18 protein-coding genes are annotated in these 21,125 nt (G+C 70.9%); 14 read left to right on the forward strand and 4 right to left on the reverse strand.

Going from position 1 to position 21,125, the window contains the following annotated elements; genetic code table 11:
• Positions 1 to 45: 45 nt before the first annotated feature.
• Positions 46 to 2,304, reverse strand: a complete 2,259-nt coding sequence (locus tag ABZX11_RS45905; RefSeq protein WP_354925086.1) for a hypothetical protein — start codon at positions 2,302 to 2,304, stop codon at positions 46 to 48.
• A 92-nt stretch (positions 2,305 to 2,396) separates the two neighbouring features.
• Between ABZX11_RS45905 and ahcY the strand changes: the two genes are divergently transcribed.
• The 4 genes from ahcY to ABZX11_RS45925 all read left to right on the forward strand — a co-directional run bounded on the left by ahcY (position 2,397) and on the right by ABZX11_RS45925 (position 5,050).
• Positions 2,397 to 3,869: an adenosylhomocysteinase gene (gene ahcY / locus ABZX11_RS45910; RefSeq protein WP_354925088.1), complete on the forward strand. Its 1,473-nt coding sequence runs from the start codon at positions 2,397 to 2,399 to the stop codon at positions 3,867 to 3,869.
• A gap of 109 nt (positions 3,870 to 3,978) precedes the next feature.
• On the forward strand, positions 3,979 to 4,266 hold the full coding sequence (locus ABZX11_RS45915) for a toxin-antitoxin system HicB family antitoxin (RefSeq protein WP_354925090.1): 288 nt from the start codon (positions 3,979 to 3,981) through the stop codon (positions 4,264 to 4,266).
• A complete protein-coding gene (locus tag ABZX11_RS45920) occupies positions 4,260 to 4,709 on the forward strand; it encodes a type II toxin-antitoxin system VapC family toxin (protein WP_354925092.1) in 450 nt (149 codons plus the stop codon). Before ABZX11_RS45915 ends, ABZX11_RS45920 begins: the two co-directional genes overlap by 7 nt.
• Positions 4,709 to 5,050, forward strand: a complete 342-nt coding sequence (locus ABZX11_RS45925; RefSeq protein WP_217709662.1) for a VOC family protein — start codon at positions 4,709 to 4,711, stop codon at positions 5,048 to 5,050. The genes ABZX11_RS45920 and ABZX11_RS45925 overlap by 1 nt, the downstream gene beginning before the upstream one ends.
• 386 nt (positions 5,051 to 5,436) lie before the next feature.
• On the opposite strand, the gene ABZX11_RS45930 is transcribed toward ABZX11_RS45925, so the two are convergent.
• Positions 5,437 to 6,435, reverse strand: coding sequence for a hypothetical protein (locus tag ABZX11_RS45930; RefSeq protein ID WP_354925094.1), 999 nt, complete (start codon positions 6,433 to 6,435; stop codon positions 5,437 to 5,439).
• A gap of 248 nt (positions 6,436 to 6,683) precedes the next feature.
• Between ABZX11_RS45930 and ABZX11_RS45935 the strand changes: the two genes are divergently transcribed.
• The 3 genes from ABZX11_RS45935 to ABZX11_RS45945 all read left to right on the forward strand — a co-directional run bounded on the left by ABZX11_RS45935 (position 6,684) and on the right by ABZX11_RS45945 (position 8,721).
• On the forward strand, positions 6,684 to 7,259 hold the full coding sequence (locus ABZX11_RS45935) for a papain-like cysteine protease family protein (RefSeq protein WP_354925096.1): 576 nt from the start codon (positions 6,684 to 6,686) through the stop codon (positions 7,257 to 7,259).
• Complete coding sequence (locus ABZX11_RS45940) at positions 7,256 to 8,005, forward strand: hypothetical protein (protein WP_354925098.1); 750 nt, start codon at positions 7,256 to 7,258, stop codon at positions 8,003 to 8,005. Before ABZX11_RS45935 ends, ABZX11_RS45940 begins: the two co-directional genes overlap by 4 nt.
• Before the next feature lie 62 nt (positions 8,006 to 8,067).
• Positions 8,068 to 8,721 (forward strand): dTMP kinase, encoded by a 654-nt coding sequence (locus ABZX11_RS45945; protein ID WP_354925100.1) that lies wholly within the window; start codon positions 8,068 to 8,070, stop codon positions 8,719 to 8,721.
• Here the strand turns inward: ABZX11_RS45945 and solA are convergent.
• Together solA and ABZX11_RS45955 are read right to left on the reverse strand one after the other, a co-directional pair.
• On the reverse strand, positions 8,710 to 9,840 hold the full coding sequence (solA, locus tag ABZX11_RS45950) for an N-methyl-L-tryptophan oxidase (RefSeq protein ID WP_354925102.1): 1,131 nt from the start codon (positions 9,838 to 9,840) through the stop codon (positions 8,710 to 8,712). The genes ABZX11_RS45945 and solA overlap by 12 nt on opposite strands.
• Positions 9,841 to 10,014: 174 nt before the next feature.
• The gene (locus ABZX11_RS45955) at positions 10,015 to 10,800 is read right to left on the reverse strand and encodes an IclR family transcriptional regulator (RefSeq protein ID WP_176175011.1); all 786 of its coding nucleotides are present in this window, start codon (positions 10,798 to 10,800) and stop codon (positions 10,015 to 10,017) included.
• 164 nt (positions 10,801 to 10,964) lie between these two features.
• Between ABZX11_RS45955 and ABZX11_RS45960 the strand changes: the two genes are divergently transcribed.
• The 7 genes from ABZX11_RS45960 to secA all read left to right on the forward strand — a co-directional run bounded on the left by ABZX11_RS45960 (position 10,965) and on the right by secA (position 21,003).
• Positions 10,965 to 11,279, forward strand: coding sequence for a bifunctional 3-phenylpropionate/cinnamic acid dioxygenase ferredoxin subunit (locus tag ABZX11_RS45960; protein WP_354925104.1), 315 nt, complete (start codon positions 10,965 to 10,967; stop codon positions 11,277 to 11,279).
• Positions 11,280 to 11,458: 179 nt separating this feature from the next.
• Positions 11,459 to 12,136: an MtrAB system response regulator MtrA gene (gene mtrA, locus ABZX11_RS45965; RefSeq protein WP_005150760.1), complete on the forward strand. Its 678-nt coding sequence runs from the start codon at positions 11,459 to 11,461 to the stop codon at positions 12,134 to 12,136.
• 7 nt (positions 12,137 to 12,143) lie between these two features.
• A complete protein-coding gene (gene mtrB / locus ABZX11_RS45970) occupies positions 12,144 to 13,868 on the forward strand; it encodes an MtrAB system histidine kinase MtrB (protein WP_176175013.1) in 1,725 nt (574 codons plus the stop codon).
• Positions 13,865 to 15,574, forward strand: coding sequence for an LpqB family beta-propeller domain-containing protein (locus tag ABZX11_RS45975; RefSeq protein ID WP_354925106.1), 1,710 nt, complete (start codon positions 13,865 to 13,867; stop codon positions 15,572 to 15,574). The genes mtrB and ABZX11_RS45975 overlap by 4 nt, the downstream gene beginning before the upstream one ends.
• Before the next feature lie 530 nt (positions 15,575 to 16,104).
• Positions 16,105 to 16,491, forward strand: a complete 387-nt coding sequence (locus tag ABZX11_RS45980; RefSeq protein ID WP_354925108.1) for a hypothetical protein — start codon at positions 16,105 to 16,107, stop codon at positions 16,489 to 16,491.
• A gap of 738 nt (positions 16,492 to 17,229) precedes the next feature.
• Positions 17,230 to 17,910, forward strand: coding sequence for a ribosome-associated translation inhibitor RaiA (gene raiA, locus ABZX11_RS45985; RefSeq protein ID WP_176175016.1), 681 nt, complete (start codon positions 17,230 to 17,232; stop codon positions 17,908 to 17,910).
• 207 nt (positions 17,911 to 18,117) lie between these two features.
• Complete coding sequence (gene secA, locus ABZX11_RS45990) at positions 18,118 to 21,003, forward strand: preprotein translocase subunit SecA (protein ID WP_354925109.1); 2,886 nt, start codon at positions 18,118 to 18,120, stop codon at positions 21,001 to 21,003.
• Positions 21,004 to 21,125 lie beyond the last annotated feature (122 nt).

Below are 21,125 nucleotides of genomic sequence, written 5' to 3' on the forward strand. Positions count from 1 at the left end.
GCTAGTCCCCGGCTGAAGGCCCCTCGCTCCGCGCGCGAGGGGCCTTCACCGTTTCGGGGGAAAGTCCCCGAACAGCGAGCCCTGCTCGCCCCAGGACGGCTTGCCGAGGCCGGCGGCCATCGCGACGGCGTGGTCCCATTCGGCGTCCACCACGTAGTCCTGGTGCTTGAGCACCCCCGGCGCCCAGCGGTGCCGCCCGGTCGGGCCGCGCAGCGGGTCCGGCAGCCAGTGGTCGCCGCCGAGGATCAGGACGCCGTTGCCGTCCGCCGTCGCCGACACCGGGCCGCAGCCGCCTTCGGGCAGGAACCCGACGCCGTGCAGCCGCCGGTCGGCGACCGAGTGCCGCCAGGTCGTCACGCCGCCGCCGAAGATGTCGGTGCCGCGGCACAGGGCCCGCCAGCGGCCGTCGAGGTCGGCGAAGAGCCGTTCCAGCGCCTCCTGCGGCAGCAACGCCGGGAAGGCGCGCTGGTAGCCCCACTGCAGCGGGGACCCCGCGGTGAGCACGCCGACGCGTTCGAGGTCCGCCTCCGGCAGTTCGGCCGCGAGCCGGGCGGCCGCCATGACCGTGAGCAGGCTGCCGAGGTTGTAGCCGGAGAGCACCACGCGCGTGCCGGGTTCGGCGAGGTGCTCGCGGGCCCGCGCGGCGAGTTCCGGGACCACCTTCAGCGCGTAGCAGGGCGGGACCGTCGGGTGCGCCGCCCGCGGCCAGAAGCAGACCAGGTCGGCCAGCGCGCCGAGGTGCCGGCTGCGCTGCGGGGTGCGCGCGGCCGTGTAGACCACGCGCAGCAGGCCCGCGGCCAGCGCGCCGAGCGCGACCACGCCGATCGCGGACAGCGGGCCGAACCAGCCGGGGACCAGCCCGAACCCGAAGCGCAGCACGAGCAGGGCCGCGCCGCCAGCCGACATCGCGCTCGCCACGGCGAGCGCCAGGTGGTGCAGGTGCCGCCGTTCCCAGGCCGACCGCGCCCAGGCCGCCGCGGCCTGCGCCTCCTGCCGTTCGTCGTGCTCCATCAGCTCGACGATCTCGGGGATGCCCCGCCGCAGCCGTCGCAGCGGGACGGCGACTGCGAAACCCAGCACGCCGAGGACCGCGGCCAGCGCCAGCCCGGCGCCCCACAGGACGGTGACCAGCAAGTACGTGGTGGGCACCTGCAGCCGCTCCGCGCCGGAAAGGCGGCGGAGCGCTTCGGCGAGCCCCGCGCCGAAGCCGCCGCCCAGCAGGCCGGCCAGCGCGAGCACCGGCGCGGCCGCCCAGCCGCCCATCCACGGCCGCAGCCGCTGCGGCTTGTGCTTCCAGCCGGGCCGGGCCAGCAGCGCCGCCGGGGCGAGGAACAGGGCGAACAGCACGGTGACGACGACCAGGGCGGCGCCGAGGCCCTCGACGACGCCGTTCGTGCCGGGCAGCGGGCCGGTGCCCGGCCGGAGCCGGACCGCGGCCACGACGACCAGCAGCGTCGCGAAGGCGAGCACGCCGGGCCGGGCGAACCGGCCGGTGTCGACGCCGATCGCGGCGGCGACCACGGTGGCGAGCACCACGGAGAGCGTGACGATCCACACGACGAGGCCGAAGCTCTCGCCCGGCACGCGGAACGGCCCGCCGAGCAGCAGCAGCGCGACCGACGCCAGCGCCGCGACGGTGTGCAGGCAGCGCAGCGCCGGCGTCTCCGGGTCCGCGCGCATCCGCAGCGGGCCGCCGGTGAGGTCGCCGTCGGCGTGCACCGCCCAGGTCGCGCTGGAAATCCGGTGCAGGACGAAGATCACGGCCAGCAGCGGCAGCACGCCGACGGCGATCCGGGCGGCCGTCGTGCGCAGGACGTCGGGGACCACCGGCAGGCAGCCGGAGCCGGGCGCGAGGCACTGCGTGGCGAAGAGGTCGAGCGCGATGGCCGCGAGCTGGCCCATCAGCAGCATCGTCAGCAGCAGGGCGCCGACGCGCAGCAGCCCGCGGCACACGGCGCCGAGGACGCGGGCGAGGCGGCTTTCCGGCGGGACCGGGGGCAGCATCCAGAAACAGACGTTGGCCAGCGAGAACGGGAACAGCAGCGCCCAGGTCGCCTTCGTGGCGCCGCCCGAGGTCATGCCGTGCCAGAGGTAGCCCTCGAGGGTCCGCGGGATCGACCGGCCCAGTGCCGGCAGCACCGGCCCTGGCGCCGGGCGGCGCAGCCGGTCCGCCGGGCGGATCACCCGGCCGAGGCCGTCGCCGGCGACGTCGACGGTCGAAACGGCGTCGAGGAGGGTCTCCCCGCTGGTGCCCACGAGGCCGGCGACGCGGATTTCCACGACGCGGGTGTCGGGGCCGGGCATGGGCACGGTAAGGGCCTCCTAACACTTCTAGGGACAGTCGAGCGGACAACGGTAGTGTTCGGGTGTCATCGAGTCTTGGAGGAATCGCCACTATGACCCCCGAAAGCGTTGCCAAGCGGCACGAGACCCGCAACGGCATCGAGTTCGCCGTCGCCGACCTCGAGGCCGCCGAGTTCGGCCGCAAGGAGATCCGCCTCGCCGAGCACGAGATGCCGGGACTGATGGCGCTGCGGCGCGAATACGCGGAGGTCTACCCGCTGCGCGGGGCGCGCGTGTCGGGCTCGCTGCACATGACCGTGCAGACCGCGGTGCTGATCGAGACGCTGGTGGCGCTGGGTGCCGAGGTGCGCTGGGCGTCCTGCAACATCTTCTCGACGCAGGACCACGCGGCCGCGGCCGTCGTCGTCGGCCCGCACGGCACGACCGAGGAGCCCAAGGGTGTCCCGGTGTTCGCGTGGAAGGGCGAGTCGCTCGAGGAGTACTGGTGGTGCACCGAGCGGATGCTCACCTGGGACGGCGAGGGCCCGAACATGATCCTCGACGACGGCGGGGACGCCACCATGCTGGTGCACAAGGGCACCGAGTACGAGAAGTCCGGCGTCGTGCCGACCCCCGACGAGAACACCTCGGACGAGTTCCGCGTGTTCCTCGAGCTGCTGCGCGCATCGGTGGCGGCGGACACGGGCAAGTGGACGAAGATCGGCGAGGGCATCCGCGGCGTCACCGAGGAGACGACGACCGGCGTCCTCCGCCTGTACCAGCTGGCGGCGGCGGGCGAGCTGCTGTTCCCGGCGATCAACGTCAACGACGCGGTGACGAAGTCGAAGTTCGACAACCGCTACGGCATCCGCCACAGCCTGATCGACGGCATCAACCGCGGCACGGACGTGCTGATCGGCGGCAAGGTCGCGGTGGTCTGCGGCTACGGCGACGTCGGCAAGGGCGCGGCGGAGTCCCTGCGCGGCCAGGGCGCGCGCGTGATCGTGACGGAGATCGACCCGATCTGCGCCCTGCAGGCGGCGATGGACGGCTACCAGGTCCGCACGCTGGAGAAGGCCCTGCCGGAGGCCGACATCGTCATCACCACGACGGGCAACAAGGACGTCGTGCTGGTCGAGCACATGGCCAAGATGAAGCACCAGGCGATCCTGGGCAACATCGGCCACTTCGACAACGAGCTCGACATGGCGGGCCTCGCGCGCTACCCGGGCATCCGCAAGATCAACATCAAGCCGCAGGTCGACGAGTGGGTGTTCCCGAACGGCAACACGATCATCGTGCTGTCCGAGGGCCGGCTGCTGAACCTGGGCAACGCGACCGGGCACCCGTCGTTCGTGATGTCGAACAGCTTCTCGAACCAGGTGATCGCGCAGGTCGAGCTGTTCACGAAGCACGAGGAGTACGACAACGAGGTGTTCCGGCTGCCGAAGAAGCTGGACGAGAAGGTGGCCCGCATCCACCTGGAGGCGCTCGGCGGTGAGCTGACGAAGCTGACCAAGGAGCAGGCGGAGTACATCGACGTGGATGTCGAAGGGCCGTACAAGCCGGAGCACTACCGGTACTGAGGTTTCGCGTTTTAGCTGTTCAGGGCCGCCCCGAAAGTGTTCGGGGCGGCCCTTTGTTCTGCGCTCTGAACAGTGATAGCACGAATGGGTGACGTGTTATCATGGAGTGGTGAAACAGTTGATCACGAGGATCGACGACGAGCTGCACGCCCGGTTGAAGGCGAGGGCCGAAGCCGAAGGGCGCAGCATGAACGACCTGGTCACGGAAGCGTTGAGGGGCGTTGTGGCGAAGACCGAAACCCGAGCGGAATGGAAGCGGCGATTGATCACGGAAGGAAAGGCCGTGCACGTGGAACCACCGGCTCGCGTGCCGACCTTGGATGAACTCGAGGATCTGTCCCGAGGCTGGGGGACTGCCGTGAGCGAAGCGCTGGACTGGACCCGAGGGGAGTGGTGACCGTGCTGTACGTCGACACCAGCGCGCTGGTCACGGCTTACCTCCGGGACGAGCCGGAGCACGCCAAGTTCCGCAAGCTGCTGCTCGAGGGCGATGCTCCGGTGGTGAGCAGCGACTTCACCCGCGTCGAGTTCGCGGGTGCCATGACGGCCGCCAAGCGGACCGGTCGGATTCCCGATCCCGCGGGGATGCTGGCGCACTTCGATTACCTGGCCTCACCGGACGGGGATCTGGTGCTCATTCCCTTCAACCCGGACCGGATCATTCCCGCTGCGCGGCGGCTGGTCACCGAGAACTACCCGGTGCGCACCCTCGACGCGATCCACATCGCCGTCGCGATGCACGACACCGCCGAGCTGACCGGCGGCGAGCCGGTCACCTTCGTCACCCGCGACGAGCGTCAGGCCGAAGCCGCGAAGGCGAACGGGTTCGAGGTGTTGTGATGGTCGACCTGATGGCCGGCATCGCCGTGCTCGACTACGAGCGGGCGCTGGTCTGGTACGAGAAGCTCTTCGGCTCGCCGCCGACCTACGTGGTCAGCGAGACCGAAGCCCTGTGGGAGGTCACCGAGCACGGTGCCGTCTTCGTCGAGCGCCGGCCCGAGCGGGCCACCGGGCACGCCATGCACGTCCTGTTCGTCGGCGACCTGGACGAGCGCGTCGCGGCGATCGCCGAGCGGGGCCTCGAGCCCGCGGACCGGGAGACCTACGCCAACGGCGTGCGCAAGATCATCTACCGCGACCCCGAGGGAAACGAGGTCGGCATCGGCGGTGGACCCGCGTAACCTCGGGGTGTTCTCGGCTACCGCCGGTCCCGCTCGCGCAGCGCCCGACGGCCCGCCTCAACGCCAAGCGTCTCACGAAGCTGGAGAAGAAGGCCCAGTCGGACGAAGGCATCGGCACGGCTGCCCAGCGTGCCCTGCGTGACGCGGTCACCCGGCCACGCGAACCGACCCATCGGATACGCGAGTCGACCTTCCAGATACGTGGACCGACCGTCTGGGTACGCAAGCCGACTCTCCAGGTTCGCGAGCCGACCCTCCACGGCCGCGAACCGATCCGTCAGATACGCGAGCCGACGGGCCCAACCCGGCTCCCCCGTGCCCAGAGCGGCATCACGCGTGACTGGAGAGGCATCAAGCGTGATCAGCGGGGCATCGAAACCACAAACCTAGTTCCACTCCACCGCAACCCCCGCCAACCCGGGTCCGGCGTCGTTGAAGAACGCGCTGCTCACCCCGCCCATGTCGCACGGCAGCTCCTCCGCCACCACCGGCAGGGCGTCGTCGCGGGCGCGGACCTGGCGGGTGCACCGGGCCGGCAGTGCGTTGCGGTCGAACCTCAGCTGGACCAGGAAACTCGCGCAGCGGTCCCGCAGCATGCGGTAGTACCCCGGCGACGCCGAGCCCGAGTCGTCGCGGACCTCGAAGCAGAACACGTGGATGTCGCCCTCGGCCAGCTTGCGGTCGAACAGCAGCTCCGTCGCCATCGTGTCCGCGTCCGGGTTGCGGCGCATCCGCCCGACGCGGCAGCCCTCGTCCGTGATCAGCTCGACGTCGTCGATGCGGCAGCCCGGGTCGCCGTTGTACACCGTCAGGTACCGGTCCGGGCCGTGGCGGCGGGCCCGCGTCACCAGCCGCGTGCGCAAGCTCACCTGCCGGTGCTCGGCGTCGAACGTGATCGTGTCGTGGACCGACAGCAGCTCGAGGTCCGCGTTGTAGTGGTTCGACGACGGGTACGCGCCCAGCTCGGCCAGCAGGTCCTCGACGATCGACCCCATGTCACCGGAACGCAGGTCGTGGAACGACGCCGCCGGCTGGTGGCCGCGGCGGACCAGCCTCGGCCCGATCAGCACCACCAGGGCGTCCGCCGGCAGCTGGAGGACCGATTCCAGGGCCCGGACCGCCGGCAGCGCCTTCGGCACCTCCGGCTGGCGCAGCCCGCGTTGCCAGTAACTCAGCGTCGACTGTCCGATTTGGACCCCGCGCAGCGCGAGGTGCGCCCGCAGCCGGGCCAGTGACAGCCCGCGATAGGCGATCGCCAGTCGCAACGCGTGGTGGAACTCGCCGGTGCGCAGGGCCTCGGTCAGCTCTTTCGGCAGTTCGGCGACCGATGCCCGGCTCGTGCGGGCGCCATCGATGATCAGTGGGAGGTTCCCGTCTTGTACCACCGCTCGTCCCTTCACCCGACCAGTGTGTGCGCTGGGCGTGAACACCGCGGAACGTTCACGGTAGCAGCGTAGGGTGGCCGTGCCGACCCCCGTTCAGGGAGGTTGGCCTCGTTGAGGTGAGCGTTCCGCGTTCCGGCTGTCCCCCGGAACGGTCCGTTCCTCCGGATGGCGTTCTTGCTCGTTGTGACCGCGTTGTTCACCGTTGTGACCACCGCTGGTTCGCCCCACGTTCGAGCAGGAGGCCGTCCGTGCTGGTGAAGTCGAGCCAGGTCCACGCCGTACTGGCGATGAGCCTGCTGTTGTGCCTGGTCGCGCCGGCCACAGCCGGAGCCGCGCCCGGAGTGCCGTCGACGTACCGGAACCAGATCGTCCTGCAGCTCCAGCAGAAGAACCAGTGGTGCTGGGCCGGCGCGGGCAACACCATCGCCGCCTTCCACGGCGAGGTCGTCAGCCAGACGCGGTTCTGCCAGCTCGCCCACGGCGAGAACGGCACCGACTGCGCCAACCTCCCCGGCACGCTCGCCGACCCGCAGCGCGCTTTCGCCCGGCTCGGCTTCAGCTCGCCCGGCCGCTACCTCGACCGGCGGATCTCCTACGCCGACATCCGGACGCAGGCGGCGGCGAACCGGCCGGTCGAGACCCGGGTCGGCTACCGCTCGGGCGGTGGCCACACGCACGTCCTCTACGGCTACGACACCCGCGGCGACTGGGTGTTCTGGGGCGACCCCGGCCCCGCCAAGCGCTACAACTGGTCGACCTACGGCTACTACACGCAGAACCCCTCCTTCACCTGGACGCACACGCTCACCGGGATCGCCCGATGAGCAGGCGGGCGCTCGTGCTCGCCGTGCTGACGGGCGCGGCGCTGCTGATGACGGCTCCGGTGTCAGGCGCGGCCCAGGCCGCCGGCATCAGCAGCGCCGACGCCTCCGCGGCGCACCGCGCGGCCGTGGGGCTCCAGGACGTCCTGGCCGGGTTCTTCGCCCAGGCGCCTGGCGCCCAGGGCCCGGTTTCGGTGCAGATCGCGCCGGACGCCTACCCCGTGTACGAGCTCTCGCCGGATTACGTCGCCGGCAAGCCCGGCGCGGCGCCGGGTGATTTCGCTTACTTCGCGATCCCCGCGCGCGCCTCGGACGGCCGGACCGCGACGCTCTGGTCGGTCCGCGGCGCGGACGGCGCCTGGCAGATCGGCAACATCGCTTCGGGTGACGTCGAGGGCGAGTACGCCCGCAAGCTGCCCGCGGGCGCCCAGCTGCTGCACGAACCGCAGATCGACGCCTGGTACGCGGTCTCGGGCGGCCGGGTGACGTCGCTGGCCGACGGCCAGGCGGTCGACGGCTACCAGGGGATCGTCCGAGCCCGCTACGCCGACAAGCTCCCGGGCTCGGCCTACGCCCGCGACGGCGAGGCCGGCGGCTACGACGCCACGTCCCAGGTGATGCCCCGCGGTGACGGCGGCCCGGCACCGTCCGGCCACGACACCGGCTGGGTGCCGCTGCTGATCCTCGTCGGCGTGCTCGCGATCAGCGGCGCCGGCTACGTGCTCCACCTGCGGCGGCACGCCGCCTAGACGAACCGGCGGGCTCGGCGTCGATCCCCTTCCACCGAGCCCGCCGGTCCACCATCGCTAGGGTGACCACCGTGGGTCGACTGGTGGTCATCGAAGGGCTCGACGGCGCGGGCAAGCGCACGCTCACCAACGGGCTGACGACGGCGCTGAACGCGAAGGGCGCGAGCGTTGCGTCGCTGGCGTTCCCGCGCTACGGCGAAAGCGTGCACGCGGACCTCGTCCGCGAGGCGCTGCACCGCGGGCACGGCGACCTCGCCGACTCCGTGTACGGCATGGCGATGCTCTACGCGCTGGACCGCAGCGGCGCCGCGGACGAGATCCGCGCGCTGCGGGACGCGCACGACGTCGTCCTGCTCGACCGGTACGTCGCTTCCAATGCCGCGTACGCGGCCGCGCGCCTGCGGCAGGACGCGTCCGGCGAAGTCGTGAAGTGGGTGTGGGAGCTCGAGGTCGACCGCTTCGGCCTGCCCCGCCCCGACGCGCACCTGCTGCTGCGCGTCGCTCCGGCGGTCGCGGCCGAGCGCGCCGAACGCCGGGCGGAGACCGAGACCGGCCGGGAGCGCGACGCCTTCGAGACCGACGACGGCCTGCAGCGGCGGTGCGCGGCCGTCTACGACGAGCTGGCCGCGGCGGGCTGGCTGGCGCCGTGGCACGTCTTGGACGGCGTCGCGGGCGTGGACCTCGAAGCGCTGGCGGCGACGCTGCTAGGGCAGTAGCCGGGCCGGGTCGAACTGCTCGATCGGGTGCGCGGTGGCGCCGGCCACCACCAGGTCGGCGAGGATTTCGCCGATCACCGGGGCGAACTTGAAGCCGTGGCCGGAGAACCCGCAGGCGAGCACCACCCGCTCCTCGGCCGGGTGCGGGGCGAGCACGAAGCTCTCGTCCGCGGTGTCGGTGTACATGCAGGTCGCGGCCCGGAGGAACGCGCCGGGCAGCGTCGGGAGGTGCCGCTTCACCACGGACGCGATTTCGTGCACCTCGTCCCCGGAGACCTCCCGGTCGATGCCGTCCGGCGTGCACGTCCGGCCGCCGCTGTGGAAGGCGACCTTCACGCCATCCGCGGGCGCGTTGTGCGCCGGGAAGCCGTAGAACGTGTAGCCGTCGCCCTCCCAGATGTAGACCGGGTGCTCGCGGAACGGCGCGATCCCGCTCGAGGGTGCGAACCAGTACTGCACCTGACGGCGGACCGTGAAGGAGACGCCGAAGCCGCGCAGCAGCTCACCGGCCCACGCGCCGGGGCAGAGCACCAGGCGGCCGGCCGTGTAGTAGTTGTGCGACGTCCCGACGCGCACCCCGCAGGCCGTGGTGCTCCAGGTGAACACCTTCTCCTCGTGGTGCAGTTCCGCGCCGCACCGCGCGGCGAGCTGCAGGTGCGCGGCGACGCTGCCTTCGGGCGAGACCAGGCCGGCGCCCGGCTCGTACAACGCGACTTCGCCGTCCGCCGGCGCCATCGTCGGGAAGCGGCGCCGGAGCGCGTCGGCGTCCAACAGCTCGTGCGGGATGCCGAACGCCTCCGCCGAGGCCACGCTGCCGGTGATTGTGCGCGAATCCGCCGTGCCGACCATGAGGCCGCCGCAGCGGGTGAACAGCCGCCGTCCGCTGTCGCGCTCGAGGCCGTCCCACAGTTCGTGGGCCCGCAGCAGCAGCGGCACGTACTCGGGGCCTTCGAGGTAGGCCTGGCGGGTGATCCGCGAACCGCCGTGGCTCGACCCGCGGTTGTGCACCGGCGCGAACTGGTCGATGCCGAGCACCCGCTGCCCGCGCTGCGCCAGCCGGTACGCCGCGGCGCTGCCCATCCCGCCGAGGCCGACGACGATCACGTCGTAGTGCGTCATGCCGCACTCTCCGGAAGCCGGGCGTACCCGAGTGATACATCCACAGTGGACAGTCCGGGCGCCACGGCCGTCCGGAGCCGTGCTGCCATGTCGCGGCTCCCTTCGGCACGGTTGCGCCTTCGGCAACAACGTGCGTCAGGTGAGACACGGTGTCAAGCACCCGAAACGGTGCCTTCAGTCCCGGAAGTACCCCAGCTGTGCGGAAAGCTCATCCGCCGCTTCCGTCATCGGCTTCACGATCTGCTTCACGCGCTGCTTCGAAAGCCGGTACGACGGCCCGGAAGCGCTCATCGCGGCGACGACTTCCCCGCCGGGGCCGTGGATCGGCACGGCGACCGCGTGCATCCCGAGCTCGAGTTCTTCGTAGCAGGCCGCGTAACCGTCTTCGACCACCCGGTCCAGCTCGGCCAGCAGCTCGTCCGCCTCGACCGTCGTGCGCGGGGTGTACTGCTCCAGCTTCCGCTTCAGCACCCGCTTTCGCTCGGCTTCGCCCATGTACGCCAGGAGGACCTTGCCGCTGGAGGTGGCGTGCAGCGGGGTCCGCTGGCCCGTCCAGTTCTGGGTGGTGATCGCGGCCGAGCCGCGGGCCTGGCTGATGTTGATGGCGACGCCGTCGTCGGCGATGGCGATGTTCACCGTCTCGCCCAGTTCCTCGGCCAGCGCCAGGCAGGTGGCCCGGCCCAGCTTCGCGAGGTCCATCCGGCCGGTCGCGGCCCCGGCCAGCCGGACGACGCCGAAGCCGATGGCGTACTTCCCGCGCTCGCCGAGCTGCTCGACCAGCCCTCTGGTCTCCAGGACGCTGAGCAGGCGCGACGCCGTCGACTTGTGGACGCCCAGTTCGCCCGCGATCTCGGTGATGCCGGTTTCGCCGTTGCGCGCGAGCAGCTCCAGCACGCTGATGGCGCGGTCGACCGATTGCACCTGGCTCTGAGTTGCGTTGCCCGGGTCCTGGTTCCGCATGGCGCAACAGTATCCGTTTCGCGACGGCCCGATCGGCTGAGTGGGGGAATCTCTTGACGACGACCACCTCGAAGCCGGATTGTTGCGGAAGAGGCACGCCGCTGCACAATGCGCAACCTTCACGTACCGCCCCGGCATCCCGCCAGTCGTTCCCGGAGGCCCTGATGATCCGAGCCTGCGCCGTCGCCGACCTGCCCGAAGGGGAGGCCCTCCGCCTCGACGGTCCCGCTCCGATCGCGGTGTTCCACACCGGGGACGGCTTCCTCGCCGTCGACGACACGTGCACGCACCAGGACGCCTCCCTCGCCGACGGCTGGCTCGAAGGCTGTTTCGTCGAATGCCCGCTGCACGCCGCGCGGTTCGACCTGCGCACCGGCGTGCCGGCCTGCCTGCCGGCGAAGGAACCGCTGCGGACGCACCGCGTGGTCGTCACCGACGACGTCGTGTACGTCGACGCGCCCGTGCCCGCCGTTCCCTGAGCTCTCCTCGCAGGTCCGTGGAGGTCGTGCCGGGGTTCCGGTGCGGCCTCCACGGACCGTCCAAACCGGCCGGTACCGGCACCCGGATGGAGCAGGCGGCCGCGGCGATCTTGATCTTTCTGGTGGTCAAACACGCGGGTCGTGCGTGCGGGCGCCGGAACTAGTGCGAATATGTGGACATGAAGGCACGTGTTCTCGTGGTCGACGACGACCCCGCCCTCGCGGAGATGCTCACCATCGTGCTCCGTGGGGAGGGGTTCGACACGGCGGTGGTCGCCGACGGCTCACGCGCGCTGCCCGCGCTGCGCGAGCTGAAGCCGGACCTCGTCCTGCTCGACCTGATGCTGCCCGGGATGAACGGGATCGACGTCTGCAAGGCGATCCGCGCCGAGTCCGGGGTGCCGATCGTCATGCTCACCGCCAAGAGCGACACCGTCGACATCGTCCTCGGCCTGGAGTCCGGCGCCGACGACTACGTCGTCAAGCCGTTCAAGCCGAAGGAGCTGGTCGCGCGGGTGCGGGCCCGCATGCGCCGCACCGAGGCCGAGCCTGCGGAATCGCTCACCATCGGCGACCTGGCGATCGACGTGCCGGGCCACGAGGTCACGCGCGAAGGCAAGGCCATCCCGCTGACCCCGCTGGAGTTCGACCTGCTGGTGGCGCTGGCCCGCAAGCCGCGCCAGGTGTTCACCCGCGAGGTGCTGCTCGAGCAGGTCTGGGGCTACCGCCACGCGGCCGACACCCGGCTGGTGAACGTGCACGTCCAGCGCCTGCGGTCGAAGGTGGAGAAGGACCCGGAGCACCCCGAGGTGGTGTTGACCGTTCGCGGTGTCGGGTACAAGGCCGGCCCGCCGTGATGAGTCGATGACGTCCGAGAGCGGCAGACGGATCCCGGCGTTCGCGCGTTCGACGGCACGCCTGGTGCGGCGTGTCGTCGTTTTCGCGCGCCGTCGCGCGGTCGCGTTCAACGAGCTGTGGAAGCACTCGCTGCAGTTCCGCGTCACCGTGTCGACGCTCGCGCTGTCCTCGGCCGTGGTCTTCGTGCTGGGCATGGTGCTGCAGAACCAGATCACCGAACGGCTGCTGGACACCAAGCGCACGGCGGCGATCGCGCAGACCCGCGCGGCGGCGGAGACGGCCGCCGGCGAGCTCGTCGGCCTCGGCTCCGAAAACGGCGACGCGCTGACGAACCGGCTCGAGAACGCGCTGAAGAAGATCGCGATCACGCCGGCCAGCCAGGACGCGGCCGGGTCGGCGGCAGGCACGTTCGTCCCGGTGCTCGCCAGCGGCGGGCGCGACCAGTCCGGTGGGGCGCCGTCGTTCTCGGGCCCGTTCGAGAACGTGCCGCCGCGGCTGCGCCAGTTCGTCGAAGCCGACCAGACGAGCTTCCTCGAGCACACCGTCCCCGACTCCGGCGGCGGGCGCACGACGTACCTGATCGTCGGCACGCCGCTGAGCACCGTGGCCACCCCGCTGCAGCTGTACTTGCTGTTCCCGCTGACGACCGAGCAGAACACGGTTTCGACCGTGCAGAACACGCTGCTGGTCGGCGGCCTCGTGCTGCTGCTCCTGCTGGCCGGCATCACGAACCTGGTGACGCGGCAGGTGGTGCGGCCGGTCCGGCAGGCCGCCGCCGCGGCCGAGCAGTTCGCCGGCGGTGACCTCGACCAGCGGCTCGCCGTGCTCGGCGAAGACGACCTGGCGAAGCTCGCGGTGTCCTACAACGAGATGGCCGCCAGCATCCAGCGCCAGATCCGCCAGCTCGAGGAGTTCGGCGGCCTGCAGCGCCGGTTCACCTCCGACGTCTCCCACGAGCTGCGCACCCCGCTGACCACGGTCCGGATGGCCGCCGACGTGCTGCACGCCTCCCGAGAGCAGTTCCCGCCGGGTCTTGCGCGGTCGACGGAGCTGCTGGTCGACGAGCTCGACCGGTTCGAGGCGCTGCTCGGCGACCTGCTGGAGATCAGCAGGCTCGACGCAGGTGTCGAGGAGCTGGCCGCCGAATACATCGACGTCCGCCCGATCGCCACCCGCGCGGTCGAGCAGGTGCGGGTGATCGCCGGCAACGCGGGCAGCTCGGTCGAGCTGGTGCTGCCCGAGGACGAGGTGATCGCCGAGGTCGACGCCCGGCGCGTCGAGCGGATCCTGCGCAACCTGCTCGCCAACGCCGTCGACCACAGCGAGGGCAAGCCGGTGGTGCTGACGGTCGGGGCCAACGAGACCGCAGTCGCCATCACGGTCCGGGACCACGGCGTCGGCCTGCGGCCCGGCGAGGCGGACTTGGTGTTCAACCGGTTCTGGCGGGCCGACCCGTCGCGCAACCGGCGCACCGGCGGCACCGGGCTGGGCCTGGCCATCAGCCAGGAGGACGCGCGCCTGCACGGCGGCGAGCTCGACGCGTGGGGCGAGCCCGGCAACGGCGCCTGCTTCCGGCTCCTGCTGCCGCGCCGCCAGGACGTGCCCGCGGGCGACTCGCCGCTGGTCCTGCCGCCGCCGGACCGGTTCGCCGCCGAAGTGCCGCTCGGGATCATCGACGTCACGCCGGCTTCGGAGGCGATCTTCGCGGAACGTGAGGGAATCGGTCAGTGAAACGGCTCCTGCTGCTGGTGTTGTGCTTGACGTTGCTCGCGGGCTGCGCGAACGTGCCGCTGGAATCGCAGCCGCAGGTGGTGCCCGGCGAGCGCCAGGGCCAGAGCCCCGGTGACGTCGTCCCCGAGCCGCCGCCGGGCATCGACCCGCTGTCGCTGGTCCGCGCCTTCGTCGGGGCGACGCTCAAGCCGGGGCAGAACAACGCCGCCGCGCGGGCCTACCTGGACGAGCAGAGCCGGGTGAACTGGCGGCCGAGCCGCAACCTGACGGTCATCCAGGACACCTTCGGCACGGTCTACGACACCGCGCCGCCGCCGGACCCGAACACGCAGGTCGTCAACGTGCGCGGGATCGACATCGGCACGCTGGACCAGAGCAGCGCGTTCGTGCCGGACTACACGTCGGCGCTGCTGCAGGTGAAGGTGCGCCGCCAGGCGAACAACCAGTGGCGGATCGTCGACCCGCCGGCCGACCTGTACGCGACCGAGTCCGACTTCAGCGAGAACTACACGCCGGTGCCGGTGAGCTTCTACTCGGAGTCGTCGGCCACCTTCGTCCCCGACCGGCGCTACGTCGTGGCGAAGCCGCAGTCGGGGCTGCCGGGCCGGGTGATGGACCTGCTGGTGAGCGGGCCGTCGACGAGCCTGGCCGGCGCGGTGAAGAACCTGCTCGGCGATCCCATCGAGATCGACACGAACGTCAAGAGCCTCGACGACGGGACCCTGGTGGTGCCGCTGACCGGGCTCTCCGGGGTGCCCGACGACATCCGGAACCTGATCGCCGCGCAGATCGTGCTGTCCCTGCAGTACGTCACGTCGGCCCGGATCCGCATCCTCGGCGACGGCGCCCCGCTCGTGCCGAACCACCCGGACTGGCGGCAGAACGACCTGCCGGCGTACGGCGCGTCGCTGTCGATCAGCCCGCAGCTGCTGGGCCTGATGACGGTCGACGGCCGGGTCCGGTCCCTCGGCGACGGCGCCCCGGTGGGCGGCCCGGCGGGCAACGGCGGGTACGACGTGGTCAGCGCGGCCCAGTCGATCGACGGCAAGCGGCTGGCGGTGGTCGAGCGCAGCGGCGGCGGAGTCCGCCTGCGCATCGGCGACCTCGGCCGCGACCTGGCGCTGACCACGCTCGGCGGCAGTTCCCTGTCCCGCCCGACGTGGCGCCCGGGCACCGGCGAGCTGTGGACGGTGGTCGACGGGCTGTCGGTGGGCCGGATGGTGCTCGACCAGAACGGCCACTGGACGGCGCTGAGCGTCAACGCCACGGACCTGACCCAGCAGGGCGACATCACGGAGCTGAGGTTCTCCCGCGACGGCGCCCGCGTGGCGGCGGTGATCAAGGGTCAGCTGTGGGTGGCCTCGGTGGTCGTCAACGGCGACTCGGTGTCCCTGCGCGAGCCCCGGCACCTGCAGCCGCACGACCTCGAGGACGTCGTGGACGTGGACTGGGTCGCGCCGGACAGCCTGGTGGCGGTGACGAAGTCGCCGTCCCAGCCGGTGGTCAAGGTGACGGTGGACGGCCAGCGCATGGACGCGTTCAACAGCAGCAACCTGACCCCGACGGTCCACGGCGTGACGGCGGCGCCGGGCCGCCAGATCGTGGTGGCGGACGCGAACGGGCTGTGGACGGCCTCGGTGCTGGGTGAGGTCTGGCGCCCGCAGAGCCACACGATGAAGGACGCGGATCCCTTCTACCCGGGCTGATCTTTTTCACGCCTGTGGGTGACGGCTTCGGGGCCGAAACTGTCGGTGCCGGTCGTGACACTGGCCGTGTGCTGAAGAGACTGATCGATCTGCTGATCCCCAGCCGCTGCGCCGCGTGCGGAGCCCGGGGCGAGCCCTGCTGTGCTCGGTGCGAGGGGGTGTGGGGCGCGGCCCGGGAGGTGGTACGCGGGCCGACGGCCGGGTTGGTGCGGGTGTTCGCGCTCGGGCGGTATCGCGGGGTGGGCCGGAAGCTGCTGATCGCGTACAAGGAGCGGGGGCGGCGAGACCTGGCGGCTTCGCTGGGGCGGGTGCTGGCGGAGGCCTTGGCGGAGTTGCCGCTGGAGGTTGGGGTGCCTGGGGGAGGTCGGCCTGGGCCGGTCTCGGCTGGGCCAGTGCGGCTTCCGGATCGGCCGGTCGGCGATTCGCCGGAAGTTCCGGTGCCATCACGGCGAGCTTCAGCCAGGCAGGCCGGCGCCCTTGCCGCACAGCTGCGCCTCGGGAGCGGCCGCACCTCACCGCAAGCCGCCGAAATGCGACCCCCGACCCGAGCGCTCTGCCTGGTCCCGGCGCCCAGCCGTCCCTCAGCGGCGCGAGTCCGCGGCGGCCCCCACGTCGAGCGCCTGGCCAACGCAGCCGCCGCCGTCCTCACCGCGCGCGGCATCCCCACCGCCGTCGCCCCGGCCTTGCAACTCGCCGGATCAGCCCGCGACGCAGTCGGCCTCACGCACGAACAGCGCAAGGCCAACCTGTCCGGCCGCCTGAAATTTCGCGAAGCCGGCCGCCCGCCTCCGGGCTACGCCGTCGTGGTCCTCGACGACGTGATCACCACCGGAGCCACCGCCGCCGCCTGCACGCGGGTCCTGACCGCGGCCGGGGTCACCGTCTCCGCCGTCCTGACCCTCCTGGCAGCCGGCTGACCCGGCCACGGTGCTCGAAGGAACGACCCATGGGAACCACTGTGGACCTTTCCGCCCGACCCCGCAGCCGAAAGAAACTCGGTACCGGTTCCGCACCTCACCCGGAACAAACATCAACCGGACCGTCCCGAAAACTGTCCAGCCCCAGCTCAAGCCGGAAAAAGGAGCACGAAAACCCACCACACGCACCCGGGTGAACCGATCATCACCTACACGAGTGACATCAAGCGGGAACGCGAGCGAACCGGCGCCCGTTGTCCGGGCATGAGGGTGTCGATCACGTTCACTCGGCTGCCGCACCACTCCACCGGGGTGGCGGCTGCGGGCGGTCGGGCCGTCACCCTCGGCGTCCACCAGGAGGCAGCGATGCGCCGTCCGTGTGAAGGCACGACGAGCGCGCCGCGTCCGACCAGCGGGTGTTTTGTGGTGCCTGCTCCGCGATCACTGCGCGGGGTGACCGAGTCTCATCCCCTGACATCCCCCGGCTCGGGGGCTGTTGTAACGGGCGTGAGGAAGCTAACGTGCTCCGCAATCAGCAATCCCCGCAGGCAGGGAGGTGACGAGCCCATGTCCCTGGCGCCGGAGGTGCGCTGAGTCCGCGCTCGGTCACCGGAACGAGACGTCGTCCACCGTTTCCGAGTTCCTTCTCAGCCCGCGATCCGGGCTCACGTCCCCGCAATACCGGCGCCGTGTTTGAAACACAACAGCTCGCAGTCATCTCAGCGAGGGAGGTCGTGTATGGACATCGTCGTTAAGGGCCGCAACGTGGAGGTGCCCGACCACTATCGGGCGCTTGTCAGCGAAAAGCTGGCCCGTCTCGAGCGCTACGACAGGAAAGTCATCCGGTACGACGTGGAACTGTTCCACGAACCCAACCGGCGCCAGGCCAAGAGCTGCCAGCGCGTCGAGATCACCGGAAAGGGGCGAGGCCCGGCCGTACGCGCCGAAGCGTGTGCCGCCGACTTCTACGCGGCGCTCGATTCCGCAGTCACCAAGCTGGAAAACCGGCTGCGGAGGACACACGACCGGAGGCGCGTGCACTACGGCCGCAGCCGCCCGGAATCGGTCGCCGAAGCGACCTCGGCACTGCCGGGTGGTGGATCCCCGGCCGCAGCCAGTCCCGCCGCGCGTACCGCGGTGTTGGACGCACCGGAACCGCAGGCCGAAGGCTTCGCGAGTGCCGATGAGATCCGCCTGCCCCAGCAGCAGAGCTGGGCCGACGACGACCTGGGTCACCAGCCCGGCCGCGTCGTTCGCGAGAAGCAGCACACCGCGGAGCCCATGACGGTTGACCAGGCTCTCTACGAGATGGAGCTGGTCGGCCACGACTTCTACCTCTTCAACGACTCCGACGCGGGCCGGCCCAGCGTGGTCTACCGGCGGAAAGGCTTCGACTACGGCGTGATCCGGCTCGGCTGAGCCGGGCTCGAAGGAGGCCATCACGGAGGGCCCGCACGTGCTCGCGTGCGGGCCTTTCGCATGTCAGGACGTACGGCGTGTGCACACGAGCGCCACCGTTCCCTACGATGGGGGTGGGAAGGTGGTGCCGAACACGGCCGCCACCGCGGGAGAACCTGCCCGGGACCGGCCTGGGCGTGCTCATATTCAGCTAGTGAGGTCGACCGGATGGTGCTGAACCGCCTGCTCCGCGCGGGTGAGGGCAAGATGGTGAAGCGGCTGCGCAACATCGCCGATCACATCAACACCCTCGAAGACGACGTCAAGGACCTGACCGACGCCGAGCTGCGGGCCAAGACCGAGGAGTTCCGCAAGCGGAACGGCGACGGCGAATCCCTCGACGACCTGCTGCCGGAGGCCTTCGCGGTCGTCCGGGAAGCGGCCAAGCGGGTGCTGGGCCAGCGCCACTTCGACGTCCAGCTGATGGGCGGCGCGGCGCTGCACCTCGGCCAGGTCGCCGAGATGAAGACCGGCGAGGGCAAGACGCTCACCTGCGTCCTCCCCGCCTACCTCAACGCCATCCCCGGCAAGGGCGTCCACGTCGTCACGACGAACGACTACCTGGCCAAGCGCGACTCGGAGTGGATGGGCCGCATCCACCGCTTCCTTGGCCTCGAGGTCGGCGTGATCCTCTCGGAGCAGCAGCCGGACGTGCGGCGCTCCCAGTACAACGCCGACATCACCTACGGCACGAACAACGAGTTCGGCTTCGACTACCTGCGCGACAACATGGCGTGGAGCCTCGACGACTGCGTGCAGCGCGGGCACAACTTCGCCATCGTCGACGAGGTGGACTCGATCCTCATCGACGAGGCCAGGACGCCGCTGATCATCTCCGGCCCGGCGGACCAGTCGTCGCGCTGGTACGTCGAGTTCGCGCGGCTCGCCCCGCTGATGAACGGCATCGACACCACCACGATGGGGTCGCGCGAGCGCGTCGAGAAGACGAACCTGATCAACTCGAAGTACCACTACGAGGTCGACGTCCGGAAGCGCACCGTCGCCGTCACGGAGAAGGGCGTCCGGTTCGTCGAGGACCAGCTCGGCATCGAGAACCTCTACGAGGCCGCGAACACCCCGCTGGTCGGGTACCTGAACAACGCGCTCAAGGTGAAGGAACTCTTCCACCGCGACAAGGACTACATCGTCCGCAACGGCGAAGTCATGATCGTCGACGAGTTCACCGGGCGCATCCTGGTCGGCCGCCGCTACAACGAGGGCATGCACCAGGCGATCGAGGCCAAGGAAAAGGTCGAGATCAAGGCCGAGAACCAGACGCTCGCCACGATCACGCTGCAGAACTACTTCCGCCTCTACGAGAAGCTGTCCGGCATGACCGGTACGGCCGAGACCGAGGCCGCGGAGTTCCACCAGACCTACAAGCTGGGTGTGGTGCCGATCCCGACGAACCGGCCGATGATCCGCCAGGACCAGCCGGACCTGATCTACAAGACCGAGCAGGCCAAGTTCGAGGCGGTCGCCGAGGACATCGCCGAGCGGCACGAGAAGGGCCAGCCGGTCCTCGTCGGCACCACGAGCGTCGAGAAGTCCGAGCACCTGTCGAAGCTGCTGGTGAAGCTGAGCGTCCCGCACGAGGTGCTGAACGCGAAGCACCACGACCGCGAGGCGCTGATCGTCGCGCGCGCGGGCCAGAAGGGCGCGGTCACGGTCGCCACGAACATGGCCGGCCGCGGTACCGACATCGTGCTCGGCGGCAACCCCGACCTGATCGCCGACCAGGTGCTGCGCGAGCGCGGCCTGGACCCGGTCGAGCACTCCGAGGAGTACGAGGCCGCGTGGCCCGAGGTCCTCGAGCAGGTCAAGGCGGAGTCGAAGGCCGAGGCCGAAGAGGTCCGCGAGGCGGGCGGCCTGTACGTCCTGGGTACCGAGCGGCACGAATCGCGCCGCATCGACAACCAGCTCCGCGGCCGGTCCGGCCGTCAGGGCGACCCGGGCGAGTCCCGCTTCTACCTCTCGCTCGGTGACGAGCTCATGCGCCGCTTCAACGCGACCATGGTCGAGCGCGTCATGACGACCATGCGGCTGCCCGACGACGTGCCGATCGAGCACAAGATGGTCTCCAAGGCCATCAAGAGCGCGCAGACCCAGGTCGAGCAGATCAACATGGAGCAGCGCAAGGACGTCCTCAAGTACGACGAGGTCATGAACGAGCAGCGCAAGGTGATCTACGCCGAGCGCCACCGCGTCCTGGCCGGCGAGAACCTGCGCGACCAGATCGAGGGCATGCTCCAGGACGTCGTCAACGCCTATGTGGACGGTGCGACGGCCAACGGCTACGCCGAGGACTGGGACCACGAGAAGCTGTGGTCGGCGTTGAAGCAGCTCTACCCGGTCAGCGTGACCTGGGACGAGCTGATGGAGGACGGCGACCTCGACGCCGAGGGCCTGCGCGAAGCGCTGCTCGCGGACGCCCGCCGCGCTTACGACCAGCGCGAGGCGGAGATCAACGCGCTCGTCGGCCCGGAGGGCATGCGGACCCTGGAACACCAGGTGATGCTGACGGTCCTCGACCGGAAGTGGCGCGAGCACCTCTACGAGATGGACTACCTCAAGCAGGGCATCGGCATGCGGGCGCTCGCGCAGCGCGACCCGCTGATCGAGTACCAGCGCGAGGGCTTCGACATGTTCCGCGCGATGCTCGACTCGCTGAAGGAGGAGGCCGTCGGCTTCCTGTTCAACCTGCAGGTCGAGCGGGCCGAGGCCCCGCCGGCGGAGGAGGCCGCGGCGCTGCCGGCGGGCGTCCCGGCCGGCAACGGCCAGGCGACCGAAGGCCGTCACGCGCGGCCGGCGCCGCCGCAGCCGCCGACGACCGACTCCGAGTCCGTCCCGGCCGCGCTGCGCGGCAAGGGCCTCGGCGGCGGTAGCCCGCAGTCGGGCATGATGCTGTCCGGCCCGGGCGAGGACGGCGAGGTCGAGTCCCACTCGGAGGGCGGGCCGCAAGCCGCGGGCGGTGGCGCCGGCGGGACGCGCCGCGACCGTCGCGCCGCCCAGCGCGACGCCGCCAAGAAGGGCAAGAAGGGCCCGCGTCGCTGACACGGGTGTAGAGACCGGGGCGGGGGGGGGGGGGGCGCGGCCCCGGGGGGGGGTGTTGGGGGGTTTTGGGGTGAAAGGCGGGGGACAAAGAATAAAGAGAGTGGGGGGGGTGGGGGAGTGGG

The sequence above is a fragment of the Amycolatopsis sp. NPDC004169 genome (assembly GCF_040610315.1).
Taxonomy (GTDB): domain Bacteria; phylum Actinomycetota; class Actinomycetes; order Mycobacteriales; family Pseudonocardiaceae; genus Amycolatopsis.

Excerpts from the sequence above, each read along its gene's own strand:
- ABZX11_RS45905 (WP_354925086.1), bottom strand. The coding sequence starts at position 2,304 with ATGCCCGGCCCCGACACCCGCGTCGTGGAAATCCGCGTCGCCGGCCTC.
- ahcY (WP_354925088.1), top strand. The coding sequence starts at position 2,397 with ATGACCCCCGAAAGCGTTGCCAAGCGGCACGAGACCCGCAACGGCATC.
- ABZX11_RS45925 (WP_217709662.1), top strand. The coding sequence starts at position 4,709 with ATGGTCGACCTGATGGCCGGCATCGCCGTGCTCGACTACGAGCGGGCG.
- ABZX11_RS45940 (WP_354925098.1), top strand. The coding sequence starts at position 7,256 with ATGAGCAGGCGGGCGCTCGTGCTCGCCGTGCTGACGGGCGCGGCGCTG.
- solA (WP_354925102.1), bottom strand. The coding sequence starts at position 9,840 with ATGACGCACTACGACGTGATCGTCGTCGGCCTCGGCGGGATGGGCAGC.
- ABZX11_RS45955 (WP_176175011.1), bottom strand. The coding sequence starts at position 10,800 with ATGCGGAACCAGGACCCGGGCAACGCAACTCAGAGCCAGGTGCAATCG.
- ABZX11_RS45960 (WP_354925104.1), top strand. The coding sequence starts at position 10,965 with ATGATCCGAGCCTGCGCCGTCGCCGACCTGCCCGAAGGGGAGGCCCTC.
- mtrA (WP_005150760.1), top strand. The coding sequence starts at position 11,459 with ATGAAGGCACGTGTTCTCGTGGTCGACGACGACCCCGCCCTCGCGGAG.
- mtrB (WP_176175013.1), top strand. The coding sequence starts at position 12,144 with ATGACGTCCGAGAGCGGCAGACGGATCCCGGCGTTCGCGCGTTCGACG.
- ABZX11_RS45980 (WP_354925108.1), top strand. The coding sequence starts at position 16,105 with ATGCGACCCCCGACCCGAGCGCTCTGCCTGGTCCCGGCGCCCAGCCGT.
- raiA (WP_176175016.1), top strand. The coding sequence starts at position 17,230 with ATGGACATCGTCGTTAAGGGCCGCAACGTGGAGGTGCCCGACCACTAT.
- secA (WP_354925109.1), top strand. The coding sequence starts at position 18,118 with ATGGTGCTGAACCGCCTGCTCCGCGCGGGTGAGGGCAAGATGGTGAAG.